This is a genomic window from Pseudoalteromonas sp. SWN166, from assembly GCF_015864485.1.
In the GTDB taxonomy this organism is placed as follows: domain Bacteria; phylum Pseudomonadota; class Gammaproteobacteria; order Enterobacterales; family Alteromonadaceae; genus Pseudoalteromonas.
The window spans coordinates 22051-35600 of the sequence record NZ_JADYXB010000040.1 but is presented as its reverse complement, the minus strand read 5'-3'; the positions used below and the strand labels follow the sequence as shown (position 1 = coordinate 35600).

Sequence of the window (13550 nt, the reverse complement as noted above, 5' to 3'; positions counted from 1 at the left end):
AGAACGAGTGAAACGTTATATTCTTCCAGAAAAAAGAAAACGGCCCAAAAGTAGGACCGTTCGAATTTCAAAAACTCGGTACACCATTAAGTCAAAACATGCTTAACTGAATGGTGTTACCCACAAGGGCAGTTTTTTATTGACCCAACTAGTACCAAACCAGCGGTACTCATTGGTGGTGGAATAGGGATTACACCTATGATCTCAATGGCTAAACACATTGCCAATGAAGGGTTAAGAACCCGCTATACACGCCCTTTGCATATTTTTCACAGTGCTAAAAATAAACAACAGCGTGCGTTTTATAACGAGCTAAAAACACTTGCAGATACGAGCAGCGGCGCAATTGATTACTATTCACTTTTATCGCAGCCTGTGCTTGATGAAAAGCAAGGCGGTGGTTTTAACTTAAAAGATGAGAGCTTTAATTTAAAAGACGAAAGCTTTGATTTAAAAGGGCGCATAAATGCGGATGTGTTTAGGTATTATTTACCACTTGATGATTACGAGTTCTTTTTATGCGGACCGCAAGCGTTTATGCAGCACGTATATAACGAGCTGTTATTACTCGGTGTGCAGGATAAAAACATATTTGCAGAAGCATTTGGACCCTCCGCTATTAACCGCAAAGTGCTTATCACAAGCGAAGCGCCTAATAAAAGCAAAGAGGTTAGCGCTGAAGAAGCAGACAATACCGTAATTAAATTTAGTAAATCGGGCTTTGAGCAGCGCTGGAACAAAGGCGACAACACGATCCTTAATGTAGCCGAAGCTCATGGTTTAGAACCTGAGTTTGGTTGTCGAAACGGCAGCTGCGGCAGTTGCGCCGTAAAAATAAACGTAGGTGCTGTGGTTTATCGCAATAACGTAAGTTATTCAGTAGAGGCAGGGCAGGCGCTAATTTGCTGCGCCGTACCGGCTAAAGGCGTTGAGGTGCTTGATTTAGAGCTTTAGTGTTTTATATGGACTATACATTCAATTAAGTTGTGAATCTCAAAGTCCACATGAACTGACTAAGATGATTAGTTGTAATGCTTTTAAATTAGTGGCTTGTAGTTTTTGAAGTTTAATTTATTTTTGGCATGTGCTGTTTACTTCATCCATTAAACAAAAATGTTTTGATAATCCATCGATATCTGGATAAATGTATTTAAAATTAATTCCTATCCTATCTAGCGATTTTAAAATAATGGATTTACTTTCTCTGGGGATAATCCACTCATGCAATGTATCTTTTTTTGTGGGAGGAAAAATACTATTTTTAATTACTGAATCACTGGATGGATGATATGTGAAGTTTCCAAGTTGAGCTCTTATTCTATCTGCAATAGGTGGTGGTTGATATGCTACTACATCATCGTAATCTATGAACTTTTTCATCTCAGGTTCATTTACATACCAAGTAGGAAAGTAAGCCGTCAATTTAGCATCTTTATTTAATTCGCCAGAACAAGCGAAAAAAGCAGCCACCAATATATTAGAAGACCAATCTAAAAACTTTGTTGGAAAACCATGATGTTGAGCTATTGCCATGCATTCAAATTCATTTTGAAAGTTTAACTCTTGAAAACGACTGGCTTGTTTAATCCACATTTTATATTTAAATTCGAAATTACTTAAATGAGGCTCTCTGTAAGCTTTAGGTACTAGTTCCCAAGAGGAGTCTGCTTGGCCTCTATAAAACCAACCACCACACCAATCATCAGAAGGCAGTCTCTCAGACAATTCCAAAAGCTCTGTGACTGAATTAATATAATTCATAATAATGTATCCATTTATAGATAAGTTTATTGTTAATATAAAATACTTAGTTTTTTATCAGATAGCATTCCCTCATATTTACACCTTATTAATAGCAAATAGCGAAATCTATTACCAATAATAAATATTATCACTGAATCTCAAATATCACTTAAACAAACACAAAAAAAGAGGCTTAATAGCCTCTTGTAAAACAGTATTAAAAACTTAAAAAACTAAGCTAGCAAACCCGCTTTTGTTTCAGGCATTACTATAAAGCCGTCTAGTTTACGAACGTTGCTTAACCATCTTAAAATATTTGGGTATTGCTCAAGTGATACGCCGCCCTCTGGTGCGTGTGCTATGTACGAAAAGTTGGCAATGTCGGCAATAGTTGGCTGAGTGCCTACTAAGTATTCACGGTTTTGTAAGTACGCATCCATGGTTTTAAATAATGAATGGGCAATGTTTATAGCGTTTTGATGATCGAGCTGCGCGCCAAACACAGTAACTAAACGCGCTGCAGCAGGGCCTGAAGCCACAAGCCCCGCAGCAACACTCAACCAGCGTTGAATGTGCGCTTGAACCGTAACATTTTCAGGGTACCAGGTTCTGTTAGCATCAAATTTTTGTGCCAAGTACACTAAAATAGCGTTTGAATCGTTAATAACGTCATCGTTATTTTTAAGTACCGGTACTTGTCCAAAAATATTCATTTTTAGAAAGTCAGCTTGCTTTTGTGCGCCGTTTTGCAGTGCCACATCAACCATATTTACATCAAGCTTTAAAAGCGATGTAAATAGCTCTGCGCGGTGTGAATGACCAGATAAAGTAAAACGGTATAGCGTTAGTTTGCTCATGGGTTGTCCTGTTTTTAATTTTGAATAGTGATTTTTAGTAACGCTATTCTTTCATTATTATTAGTTTTGAAAAACCGAGCTAGCAAGGAATTAATGTCAATGCTATATTGACAATCATGGATACTATTATTGGCATTAAAACAATCATCGCGGTTGTTGAAACAGGCTCTTTTACAGCCGCAGGCGACAGACTAGGGCTTTCAAAGGCGTTGGTCAGTAAATACGTGGGCATTGTAGAGCAAGACTTAGGGGTTAGATTATTTAACCGCTCCACGCGTAGAATTTCGATTACCGAAGCGGGGCAAAGTTATTACGCAAGCGTAGTGCCTGTAATTGAAAGCTATAGCGAAATGCTCGATAATTTATCGGGTCAAACAGCGCTTGCCAGCGGAAAGCTTAGGGTGAGTGCGCCGGTGTCGTTTGGTGAATCAAACCTTGCGCCGTTAATGCCTGAGTTACTGAGCCGCTATCCCGATTTAAGTATTGATTTAGTGCTTTCAGACAAAACAATTGATTTGCTAGAAGAGGGGGTTGATTTAGCAATTAGAATTGGTAGCGTGTCTGACTCTAATTTAATCGCGAGGCAAATTACCAGTTACCCTTTAATTTTATGTGCATCAGCCGAATACATTCAGCGTTTTGGCGCACCTACAAGTGTTGGCGAGCTTGAACAACACGCCACAGTGATTGATAGCAACTTTAAAATAGGTCGCCATTGGCCTCTAGTTTCACCAAGTGGTGAGGCATTAACGGCAAGCGTAAACTCGCGTGTTTCGGTTAATAATCCACAAGCTGTAAAAGAGGTGGTTGTAGCGGGTGGCGGTATTGGCTTAATCCCTGAAATAGTGGTGAGAGACGATATTGCATCGGGTAAGCTTGTGCAGGTTATGCGGGACTATAAAACATTTGAGTTTGGCTTGTTTGCTATTTATCCGCATAGAAAGTTTGTGGCTCAAAAGGTGAAGTCGTTTATTCAGTTTTTATTCGAAAAGTTTGAAGTTAAAAAATAAAGCGACTCTCAACCTTACTTTAAAGCTAAAATTAAAGTTAAAACCTAAGCTTAGCCAAAAACAAAAAGCCTAAAATCAGTTAAGTGATTTTAGGCTTTTTGGTGTGGGCTATTAAATTTACTTTTAAAACAGTTACTTACTTAAAAGTGACCTTTACTTCAAAATAACCACAGGCACATCGCTGTTTTCGAGCATTTTAAGGGTGTTGCTGCCTACAAAAAACTGCCTTAGCTTAGAGTGCCCAAACGCACCCATTACAATTAGTTCTACATTATTTTGCTCTTTGTATTGCATTAACGAGTCAAAAATATTGCCCTCTAAAAAGCTTGCTGACACCTTAAAACCCATACTGGTGAGTTTGTATTGCGCGTTAATAAACTTTTCTTCAAGGTCTTTTTCGTTGTTTTTAATACTCACTAAATGACAATGTAAGCCGTGTAATAAACCGCCATCAATCACTTGTTGTAGCGCTTTATCGGCTGTTTCGCGGCCATCGTACGCAATCATAAATGACGTAGGTTGTTTAAACGTTTCAGGAATAAGCAAAATAGGTTGGGTTGCATTGCGTATTAGGGTTTCTATATGTGAGCCAAGTACCGCTAAGCTATTACTATGTCCAGTGCCATTTTGGCCAATAACAATAAGGCGAGTGTCGTCTTTAAAGTCGATAACGGTATCGAGCAAATCACCGTGGCGCTTAATTAACTCAAAATTAGTAATGCCTGCCGATTTAGCATGCTCACTTACTGAGTTTAATAATTCGTCAGCCATTTTTAAACTTACTTTGCAGCGCTGCTCGTCAAGGGCTACCATTTCACTAAGCAGCGAAGAATGCGCGCCAATCCCAATGCTGCCAGAGTAGTTGCCGATATTAGTTTGCTGGGCTTTTTCAAGCGTATGCACAAAACTAATGGGTTTATTTAGCTTTTTTGAAGCCCAAATAGCGGCTTCGGTTACATTTTTAGTGATGGCTGAGCCATCAACACAGGTAATTATTTTAGTCATTACATTCTCCTTAATGTCCGCCAAGTAGTTTTTCGACTTCTTCAGGGTTATTGTGCACACCAAACTTATCAACAACGGTTTCGGTTGCGCTATTCATACCAATAACATCAACTGTTGCGCCTTCACGCCTAAATTTAATAACCACCTTATCGAGTGACGATACACCGGTTATATCCCAAAAGTGGGCATGGGTTAAATCTATTACTACATTAGCAACCGCATTTTTAAAATCGAACGACGCTATAAATTGCTCAGCAGAGGCAAAAAATACTTGGCCAACTACTTCATAAGTTATTTGGTCGTTGACTTCATCATGATTGGTTTTAACCACCATAAAGCGGCCAATTTTATTGGCAAAAAACAACGTTGCTAACAATACGCCAACTAAAACACCAATAGCTAAGTTATGCGTAGCAACCACCACAATAACGGTGGAAATCATCACTACATTTGACGAAAGCGGGTTCTTTTTTAAATCTTTAACTGATGCCCATGAGAACGTACCAATTGATACCATAATCATTACAGCAACCAATGCAGCCATAGGAATTAACCGTAGCCATTCATCTAAAAACACCACCATGATGATTAAAAACAAACCGGCAATAAACGTTGAGAGCCGACCACGACCGCCCGATTTAACGTTAATGATAGACTGCCCAATCATGGCGCAACCCGCCATACCACCAAATAAGCCTGCACCAATATTGGCAATACCTTGACCTTTACACTCTTTATTACGATCGCTCGTTGTATCGGTTAAGTCATCAACAATAGTGGCGGTCATCATCGATTCAAGTAAGCCCACAACAGCAAGGCCAATTGAGTACGGTAAAACAATTTGCAGTGTTTCGAGTGTTAGCGGTACGTCTGGCCATAAAAATATAGGCAGAGTGTCAGGCAATTCGCCCATATCGCCAACGGTTCTTATATCAAGCCCTAAAAACAGTGAAACCAGCGTAATAACAACAATACACACTAAAGGAGAGGGAAGTATTTTGCCAATGGTTGGAATATACGGAAATAAATAGATAATACCCAAGCCCGCTGCGGTCATCGCATAAACATGCCAGGTAACATTGGTGAGCTCAGGTAACTGCGCCATAAATATTAAAATTGCCAGCGCGTTTACAAACCCAGTAACAACAGAGCGTGATACAAACCGCATTAACTCACCGAGCTTTAAAAACCCTGCAAATATTTGTATTACGCCGGTAAGTAAGGTGGCAACCAGTAAATATTCAAGACCGTAGTCTTTAACCAGCGTGACCATTAGCAGTGCCATTGCACCGGTTGCCGCCGAAATCATACCTGGGCGTCCGCCTACAAAGGCAATAATAACCGCGATACAAAATGAGGCGTATAACCCCACCTTTGGATCAACACCCGCAATAATAGAAAAGGCAATCGCTTCAGGTATAAGGGCAAGCGCCACAACAATACCAGCAAGCACATCACCACGAATATTAGAGAGCCAATCTCTTTTTACGTGATCAAACATGTAATAAACCTAATTAGTTAGTTTCCCAAAGTATAGGGGAATATTTTATTTAAATAACCGAGATTCTCGCGCAGACGGCGATTAGGGTTGCACGTAACGTGCCGATGAAAAAGGGAGTAGTTGCCTAGGGCGGCGTAAGTTTCAAGTAAAAAGCTCCTTTTTGATTAATTAATTTACTAGCTACGTGAAAATAACATAAGAAAAAGTTTGTTTCTAGCGAATAGAAAAATAGAAGGTTACGGCTGATGAATAAAAACCTAGTTACATTTTAGAAACATATACAATAAATAAGTTATTAATTATATAAAATAACTTAGTATATTAACAGTGAGCTATTAAGGTAATTATAATACTATGTTATTTAAAACACTCGTTATTTGCACTGTTTTAGTGCGCTTGAACGTTTTTTTTATTTAATCTGGTGCGTAACTGGAGTTAAATAAACGCTTTTGCATATTCCAACGTTATATTGTTGACAAGATGTAACTTGTCGCTATTATACATTCTTTAAAAAATTCCAAATTACTTTTTATTTTACGTAAAAATAAAACATGTTTGATATAAATAATGGAAATTAAATAAGTGAAAACGGAGCAGTTAAGGATACCTTACGGTTTTACCCTTATTGAATTAATGATAGTAATTGCTATTATTGGGATTTTATATGCAATTTCACTTCCAAGTTATACGAGTTACATACAACAAAGTCGAAGAGCTGATATCCAACAGGTTTTACTACAGCAAACAGCTGTTTTAGAAAGGCAATACACTCGTGTTGGTGGTTACCCAAATACATCTACTTTTCCTACCTCAGATTATTACTCCTTTAGCTATACAACCGATGCAACTACAGGGGCTTCAAATGGGTCTGAATTTACAATACAAGTTACACCTAAAGGTGCTCAGAAAAGTGATGAGTGTGGCAAGTTATCTGTAAATCAAAGTGGTACAAAGTCTTCAGATAAATCTAAATGCTGGTAAAAAAAAGCATTGGTTTTACTTTACTCGAAGTTTTAATCACGATGACCATTATCGGTATTTTAACTGCAGTTGCGGCTCCTTCGTTTATTACTTTTATAAAGCGAGATAGATTAGTTACAAATTCGAATCAACTACATAGTGTTTTTAAATTTGCGCGTAGTGAAGCAATTAAAAGGGATCAAACCGTTTCTCTCAATACGTCTAATAAACAATGGCTAGTAAAAACTCCTATTAATTCGACGCAAACCACGTTAAATATTTTTGAAACTACACATAGCAGCATTTCTGTAGATTTAAAGAATATTAATATTTCAAGTACGGGTGAATTAGGCCAAATGTATCAAATCTTGGTGAGTGATAATGACAGTACAACTGGCGACTTTACTTTATGTATTTTACAAAGTGGGCAAAGTTGGTTAGTTGAGGTCCCAGAGACATGCTAATAAATTACAGCAAAGGGTTTTCTCTTTTAGAAGTTATGATTGCTTTAATTGTTGCGACGGTTGCTTTGTTAGGACTTGCGTCAGGCCAACTAAAATCATTGCAATATATTACAAACAGCTTTAATTATACGGTGTCAATAATTGAGGCTAATAATGTTTTAGAACGCATTTGGCCACACCTATGCGAACTGCAACAAACTAACCCTAGTTTGTACAATGATGCTGATTTCAGAGCTTATTTATCTCCACAGATTGATGCATACACACTTACCTTACCAGCGGATTTTTCTAATGATTTAAGTGTTGAAATAACATGGCAAGATAAACGTTTGACTGACAATTTAGAAAACCGTGTTGTAATTACAGGAAGTTTTCCGACGCTACCTGCTGGATGCGCGCCATGAAAAATTTAATAAATAAACACCATGGTTTTACGTTAATAGAGCTTATGGTTGCACTTGCTGCAGGTATGTTTTTATTAGGTGGTGTGACCCTGGCTTATTCTTCAATTAGTAGCAGTACCAGCACAGCAAAAGATTTAGAAAATGCATTAGATGTAATCCGATTTAGCAGTAAAGTATTTACACGAAGTCTAAAACAAACCAGCTCAATTCCTACTTATAGCGATAATATTTTAAGTGTTGAGCAAGAATCGGGTGTACTTGCATGCACAGGCTCAATAATTAATGCGCCATTCACTGAAAAATATAGTCACGAAGACGACTCATTATTTTGTGATATAGGTAATGGCAAAGTAAAAATATTAAAAGGTGTTAATACAATTAGCTATCTAATTGATAACAATGTTGTGAGTGTCCTTGTAGAACCTACAAACTTACCAAGCCAATTTAATAACAGCTTAGTTATTGATATATCTTTGTCGCAAATGGTAATGAATAAGGCATTTCAATAAATGAAAAATACATCTGGTTTTACGCTTGTTACCGTACTTATTTTAACATCTATGGCTTCAATTGTTGTACTTAGCACTCTTAGAGATAGTGTGATTCAGGAACGTTTGAGTGGCAATTTTCAGAAAAAGTTGAACGCAAGGTTGATGTCCGAAAAAGGCGTATTTTCGAGTATGGAAAAACTTGAAACAGCAATGCTTGCAGACCCGACTATAAATATTAATGATCTAATAGCCGGTAATAGTGAAGTTTCTGGAACAGGCTCACTTGAATCTAGCATATACAATGCAACCATCGAGATTGACAGTAATGGCGATATTTTAATTTCTAGCGAAGGAACCCGCTTTGAAGGTGAGGACCAAATGCAAGCTATATTCGAATATGTAGCAGGTGGTGGCGGAACTACCAGTGCCTCAGTTTTTTCTAATGGAATTACAGGATGTTCTGGTGTTGCAATTAGTGGAAGTGGCTTAATTGATAGTTATGATTCGTCTTTAGGGGATTATAACGACACGCTAGATGATGGCAGTAAAAATACATCAGAAGAATCTTTTGTTAATACAGTTAACGATACTGGTGATATTACGCTCAATGGTAGCGGTACAATTGAAGGTGATGTTTTATCCTCTAGTAACTTATCAATTATTCAAGGCGCAGATGTTACAGGCAATATTCATAGTAATGGCAATTTAATACTCTCTGGTGGTGTGGTTATTGGAGGGGATGCATCTGCATATTTAAGCTTCACACAAAGTAGTGGTACTGTTTCGGGTAGCGTTTCTGCAAATGAATCTATATCAGTAAAGCAAACTCCGGTTGGTGGTGATATTAGTTCATCAGGTCCAATTTCGGTTACAGGTAATACAGTCCAAGGAACAATTCGTTCATATGGTTTAGTGGCTCTTACACAAACAATAATACGTAATGGTGTTTATACTTCCGGTAATTATGAACAAACAGGTGGAACTGTATACGGTCGAGTACGTGTTCACGGTAATGTAACACTTAAACAGTGGGGCAGTACTATTGATAGTAAAGATTTAAGATACGCAGGTAACGGCTCTTTTAAAGGCGATACACCAGAGTATGCTTTTTCACCTTATAAAGTATCAAGTACAGACATATCAATACCAACTATTGAGCCAGTTGAAAAAATAACACCAGAAAGTGAAAATAATAGAGGGTTAACTGCGTGTGATCCACTTGATATTGCAACAGCAATTGATAGCGTGTCAGTTAATACGACAAGCCCTGATCTTTTTATAAACAATAATAGCAGTGCAGGTGACTTACTCGAATTAGAAACTAATAAGGCTAACTTTTTAGTAGATTTTGGAAGTACTCCAGATGGTGCCATCACTGCTAAAGCTGCAGCTTTTCTTGATTCAGCAACTCAAATATTTTATTTTGATGACGTGAAAATTAAGGGGCGAATGCAGGTAAAAAGCAACCATAATGCGGTTATGTTTGTAGATGGTGATTTTACAATGAATGGCGCAAGTTCGCTAACGATCCCTGATAACAGCAGTTTAACTATCATAATTAAAGGAAAGCTTAAGATAGGAAATGGGGCACAAGTTTACGCACCAGATAATGGAGTTACAAATGAAGGCCGACCCGTTTTTAGTATTTATAGTTCATACAATGGAAGTGACACTGGGATAGAGTTTTCAGGTGGTACACGAGAGCTTTACGCTGTTATATACGCACCACTTACACAAGTTAAAGTTACTTCAGCTGTCGGTTTTAAAGGTTCTATTTTAGGAGATACCGTTATTGTAAGCGGCGCCGGTGGTATTCACTTTGACACGGCATTAAATGAAGCAAGTTTTGGTGGCTCTTCATCTGGTGGTAATGAATCAACAAGCAAATTAGTTTTTAAAGGGTGGCGCTTTACACCCATTGAACAAAGTAATGAATAAAAAATACTGCTAATAAGCTTATTTCTATAAGAGAAGCTATTAGGCTTGCTAAATTAATTGCTCTTATTAATATTCTAAAATTTAAAACTCGAACGTAAAACCAAACGCTCTTAATTTTTCATATACGTTTATGTCAAAACGATAAAAATAGGAGCTCGGGAGCTACGTTTGTTTTTCTTTGCAGTTTCTTAGCAATTTCATGGTGGCAGTGGTGCTACATTTTGGAGCGAATTTGAAACCTACTATACTAGTGGATAGCTAACTTTTTAATTACCGGATTGTTCAATGTAATGCTTATAGACATTAGTTTAGCTGCTTTTTCCGGGTTTGTTTCAGTGATATTTTTATTAAATTTTTTATATGAAACAAAAAGCTTGTACCAATAACAGAGTAAATACTATCCTTTTTAATAAGTGCAAAAACCATAGTAACGGGTTTGGCGCATATTATTAATTTCAAGTCCAATAATATAAATTTAAGATCATTCTCCTTCAATACTTTCATTTTTAAATCCTTATAGTTTTTATCAATTAGGATCGCCATCATAAAGACTAAAAAGCATTCACATTTAAGTTAGATAAGTATGTGGTGCCATCATGAAATACTTCACTTTCCAGAAAGAAAAGGAATTACAAATATAAACATATGATGTATGTTGTCGATATTAAATAATAACAGCAGTGCAAAAACCTGTTAACACATAACGACCTCAACGGGAGAAAATATGAGACAACATCTATTAGGCTTCACACTAGCCCCCTTATTTCTACTTACAACAGCATGCTCGCAGCAAGAAAGCGTAGCTAAAGTTGATAGCACAGAAACACTAAGCGCTTCTCAAAATAGTTACGAGCAATCTGCTCTTTTAAAAATCAGTAAACTTAAAAAGCTGATGGAACAAGCTCAAACAAAACAGATTGATGTGACTCGTGAAGAAAGCGTAGTTTGGTTTGCAGAGCAGTTTTTAAAATTTGCTAACTGGGATGAAAATAATTACGACGCGGTTGTAAAGCTTTTTGGTTACGAGCGCCACTATGCTGCGGACAAGGAAAGGTTAGCAAAAGAGTTACCAAATTTTGAACGCGAAAAAGTAATTCAAATTTTAGATAAAGGTATTGATGACTTGTCTAAAGAGCTTGCAGGCGAAATTAAACGCCGCCCTGTAAATAAGGTCGATTGGCAAAATACTAAAGCACAAGACAATATGTTTGTTAGTAATGGCAAGCCTATTTTTTTATATGACTATTTTTCAAAGAGTGTTGGTCAGCCACTTACAAATAAAGATGTTTATAACGATCATTTAGGCGCGCTCTATCATGGCGGTGAAGACTTATACCCGGTAGATCACGACCGTGCCATTAATTCATTTTTAGTGCGTGAAGATGGCACTTTTGACGAAGAGTTAATGAAAGAGTTAACGCGCATCCCTGATACCAACATTGGTTTTTTAGTTTACTGGTTAATGGGTATTCCAAAGTGGGTTGAAGAGCAAGAGCCAGAAGTTAGAAAAGGCCGTTCGTTATTTACAGGATTCGATATTGATAACCCATTAGCGCGAGATCTTTGGGGTAAAATAATTCGTAAAACGGGTGAGCTTACTAAAGGCAAAAAAGTAACTGAAGTTGGGTTTGTGTTAGCTAACGAACCGCATTGGTACGCCGAAAAAGGCCACTGGACACAAAAATATGAAGAAATGACCAGCATCTCTTCGTACACACTAAATAAGTTTAGAAGTTGGTTAGATAAAAAATACCAAGGTGATATTAACGAGCTAAATGAAAACTGGGGAACGCATTTTAGCCAGTTTGCAGATGTAGCTATTGAGATACCGATTGATCCTGCGATTAAAGGCGAGCCTAAGTGGTACGACTGGACGCGTTACAATATGGACAGAAGCACTGACTGGTTTACTTACGTTCAAAACGAACTACATTCTGTAAATGAAGACGCCGATACCCATATAAAAATTATGCCACGCATGTTTATGGACGATTCACGCTCTGGCGGTATTGATACCGAAGCATTAGCTGAGTTAACAACCATGGTAGGGCACGATGCTAAGTCGTTTGGTAGTGAAAATATTCGCCCAGGTAAGTCATCTAAGTGGATTGAAAAATACGCGTATAACTGGGGCATAGTTACTATGTTTCATGACTTTATGGAATCAGTTGCGCCTAATAAAATTAATGTAAATTCTGAGTCTCATTTTTTATCATCGGGTCAGTGGCGAGATTTAGACACACGTACAAGTTATGTACGTAGTGTTTATTGGCTTGCAACTTTACTTGGTATGGATGCCAATATGGGCTGGTTTTGGGCGCGTGATCCAGATGGTTCACCAGAGGATCGTTTAGAAGGCGATCTGGACTTTTTTGACCCAGGTCTTGGCGGTGCATTTGCGGGTTCTAACAATATGCAGCCACATGTAACTAACGAAGTTACCCAAGTAATGTTTGATCTTAATAGTTTTTCTGAGGAAATTGTTGAGCTTAGAGAGCAGCGTCGTCCACTTCGTTTGTTTTACTCTGAAACAACAGCAATTAATACAAACGACTATATGACAAAGGGCTACAAACTTTACGAAAATTTATTTTTTGAAGGCTTCCCGCTTGGTTTTGCAACTAAAGATGTAATCGAAAAGCAAGACAATAGCAACTGGGATGCAATACTGGTTTATCGCAATAACTTTGTTACAGATGAAGAGTTTAAAGCGCTTCAAGGGTATTTAAACAAAGGCGGTACCGTTATTTTAGACTCAGCGCAAAGCTTGTCTTTAGACGAGTACGGGCATCCGCGTAAGGCTAAGTTAGTTGCCAGTAAAGGTAAGCTTATTGTTATGCCAAAAGGGGCCGATGTTGAAGCTATTAAACAAACTGCACTTGCAGAGGTTTCGGGTAGTACGCCTGATGTTGTTGTAAACGTAGATAATGGTGAGTCATTTAAAACCACAACATGGCGTACTGTTAAGCAAGACAATGGTAGTTATCTGGTTAATATTTTAAATTTAGGCCACACAACAGCAACCGTTGATCTGTCGCTTAAAAATGGTAAATCTATTCATGTTAAAAACTTAATGACGAGCAATAAAATGAATACCAGCTTTGATATTCCTTCTGAGGGTGTCTTGCTTGTTGAAGTTACAGCTCAATAAATAGTTTTTTAGCGAGTACATCCCTA

12 protein-coding genes are annotated in these 13550 nt (G+C 37.7%); 8 read left to right on the top strand and 4 right to left on the bottom strand.

The features are described from left to right. Positions 1-138: 138 nt before the first annotated feature. Entirely contained in the window at positions 139-954 is an 816-nt protein-coding gene (locus I6F49_RS20580) for a flavin reductase family protein (RefSeq protein ID WP_331461454.1), read from the top strand. A gap of 117 nt (positions 955-1071) precedes the next feature. On the opposite strand, the gene I6F49_RS17410 is transcribed toward I6F49_RS20580, so the two are convergent. Beyond that, positions 1072-1761, bottom strand: coding sequence for an FRG domain-containing protein (locus I6F49_RS17410; protein WP_197181466.1), 690 nt, complete (start codon positions 1759-1761; stop codon positions 1072-1074). A 215-nt stretch (positions 1762-1976) separates the two neighbouring features. Next, positions 1977-2600, bottom strand: coding sequence for a glutathione S-transferase (locus I6F49_RS17405; RefSeq protein ID WP_197181465.1), 624 nt, complete (start codon positions 2598-2600; stop codon positions 1977-1979). A gap of 116 nt (positions 2601-2716) precedes the next feature. Between I6F49_RS17405 and I6F49_RS17400 the strand changes: the two genes are divergently transcribed. Continuing rightward, the gene (locus tag I6F49_RS17400) at positions 2717-3610 is read left to right on the top strand and encodes a LysR family transcriptional regulator (RefSeq protein WP_197181464.1); all 894 of its coding nucleotides are present in this window, start codon (positions 2717-2719) and stop codon (positions 3608-3610) included. A gap of 153 nt (positions 3611-3763) precedes the next feature. Here the strand turns inward: I6F49_RS17400 and I6F49_RS17395 are convergent, their stop codons facing one another. Next, positions 3764-4615, bottom strand: a complete 852-nt coding sequence (locus I6F49_RS17395) for a universal stress protein (protein ID WP_197181463.1) — start codon at positions 4613-4615, stop codon at positions 3764-3766. 10 nt (positions 4616-4625) lie between these two features. Next, entirely contained in the window at positions 4626-6116 is a 1491-nt protein-coding gene (locus tag I6F49_RS17390) for a SulP family inorganic anion transporter (RefSeq protein ID WP_197181462.1), read from the bottom strand. A gap of 582 nt (positions 6117-6698) precedes the next feature. Here I6F49_RS17390 and I6F49_RS17385 point away from each other — a divergent pair. The 6 genes from I6F49_RS17385 (at position 6699) to I6F49_RS17360 (ending at position 13524) form a co-directional block, all read left to right on the top strand. Further along, positions 6699-7097 carry a type IV pilin protein gene (locus I6F49_RS17385; protein WP_197181461.1) on the top strand — a complete coding sequence of 133 codons (399 nt, stop codon included), beginning with the start codon at positions 6699-6701 and terminating at the stop codon, positions 7095-7097. Further along, complete coding sequence (locus I6F49_RS17380) at positions 7088-7540, top strand: GspH/FimT family pseudopilin (protein WP_197181460.1); 453 nt, start codon at positions 7088-7090, stop codon at positions 7538-7540. The genes I6F49_RS17385 and I6F49_RS17380 overlap by 10 nt, the downstream gene beginning before the upstream one ends. After that, entirely contained in the window at positions 7534-7944 is a 411-nt protein-coding gene (locus I6F49_RS17375) for a type IV pilus modification PilV family protein (RefSeq protein WP_197181459.1), read from the top strand. Before I6F49_RS17380 ends, I6F49_RS17375 begins: the two co-directional genes overlap by 7 nt. Continuing rightward, positions 7941-8453: a PilW family protein gene (locus I6F49_RS17370; protein ID WP_197181458.1), complete on the top strand. Its 513-nt coding sequence runs from the start codon at positions 7941-7943 to the stop codon at positions 8451-8453. The genes I6F49_RS17375 and I6F49_RS17370 overlap by 4 nt, the downstream gene beginning before the upstream one ends. Next, complete coding sequence (locus tag I6F49_RS17365) at positions 8454-10373, top strand: DUF7305 domain-containing protein (protein ID WP_165741662.1); 1920 nt, start codon at positions 8454-8456, stop codon at positions 10371-10373. It begins immediately after the preceding gene. A 724-nt stretch (positions 10374-11097) separates the two neighbouring features. Then, positions 11098-13524 carry a glycoside hydrolase family 42 gene (locus I6F49_RS17360; protein ID WP_165741738.1) on the top strand — a complete coding sequence of 809 codons (2427 nt, stop codon included), beginning with the start codon at positions 11098-11100 and terminating at the stop codon, positions 13522-13524. The last annotated feature ends 26 nt before the right edge of the window (positions 13525-13550 follow it).

Excerpts from the sequence above, each read along its gene's own strand:
- I6F49_RS17395 (WP_197181463.1), bottom strand. The coding sequence starts at position 4,615 with ATGACTAAAATAATTACCTGTGTTGATGGCTCAGCCATCACTAAAAAT.
- I6F49_RS17400 (WP_197181464.1), top strand. The coding sequence starts at position 2,717 with ATGGATACTATTATTGGCATTAAAACAATCATCGCGGTTGTTGAAACA.
- I6F49_RS17390 (WP_197181462.1), bottom strand. The coding sequence starts at position 6,116 with ATGTTTGATCACGTAAAAAGAGATTGGCTCTCTAATATTCGTGGTGAT.
- I6F49_RS17410 (WP_197181466.1), bottom strand. The coding sequence starts at position 1,761 with ATGAATTATATTAATTCAGTCACAGAGCTTTTGGAATTGTCTGAGAGA.
- I6F49_RS17365 (WP_165741662.1), top strand. The coding sequence starts at position 8,454 with ATGAAAAATACATCTGGTTTTACGCTTGTTACCGTACTTATTTTAACA.
- I6F49_RS17360 (WP_165741738.1), top strand. The coding sequence starts at position 11,098 with ATGAGACAACATCTATTAGGCTTCACACTAGCCCCCTTATTTCTACTT.
- I6F49_RS17370 (WP_197181458.1), top strand. The coding sequence starts at position 7,941 with ATGAAAAATTTAATAAATAAACACCATGGTTTTACGTTAATAGAGCTT.
- I6F49_RS17375 (WP_197181459.1), top strand. The coding sequence starts at position 7,534 with ATGCTAATAAATTACAGCAAAGGGTTTTCTCTTTTAGAAGTTATGATT.
- I6F49_RS17405 (WP_197181465.1), bottom strand. The coding sequence starts at position 2,600 with ATGAGCAAACTAACGCTATACCGTTTTACTTTATCTGGTCATTCACAC.
- I6F49_RS17380 (WP_197181460.1), top strand. The coding sequence starts at position 7,088 with ATGCTGGTAAAAAAAAGCATTGGTTTTACTTTACTCGAAGTTTTAATC.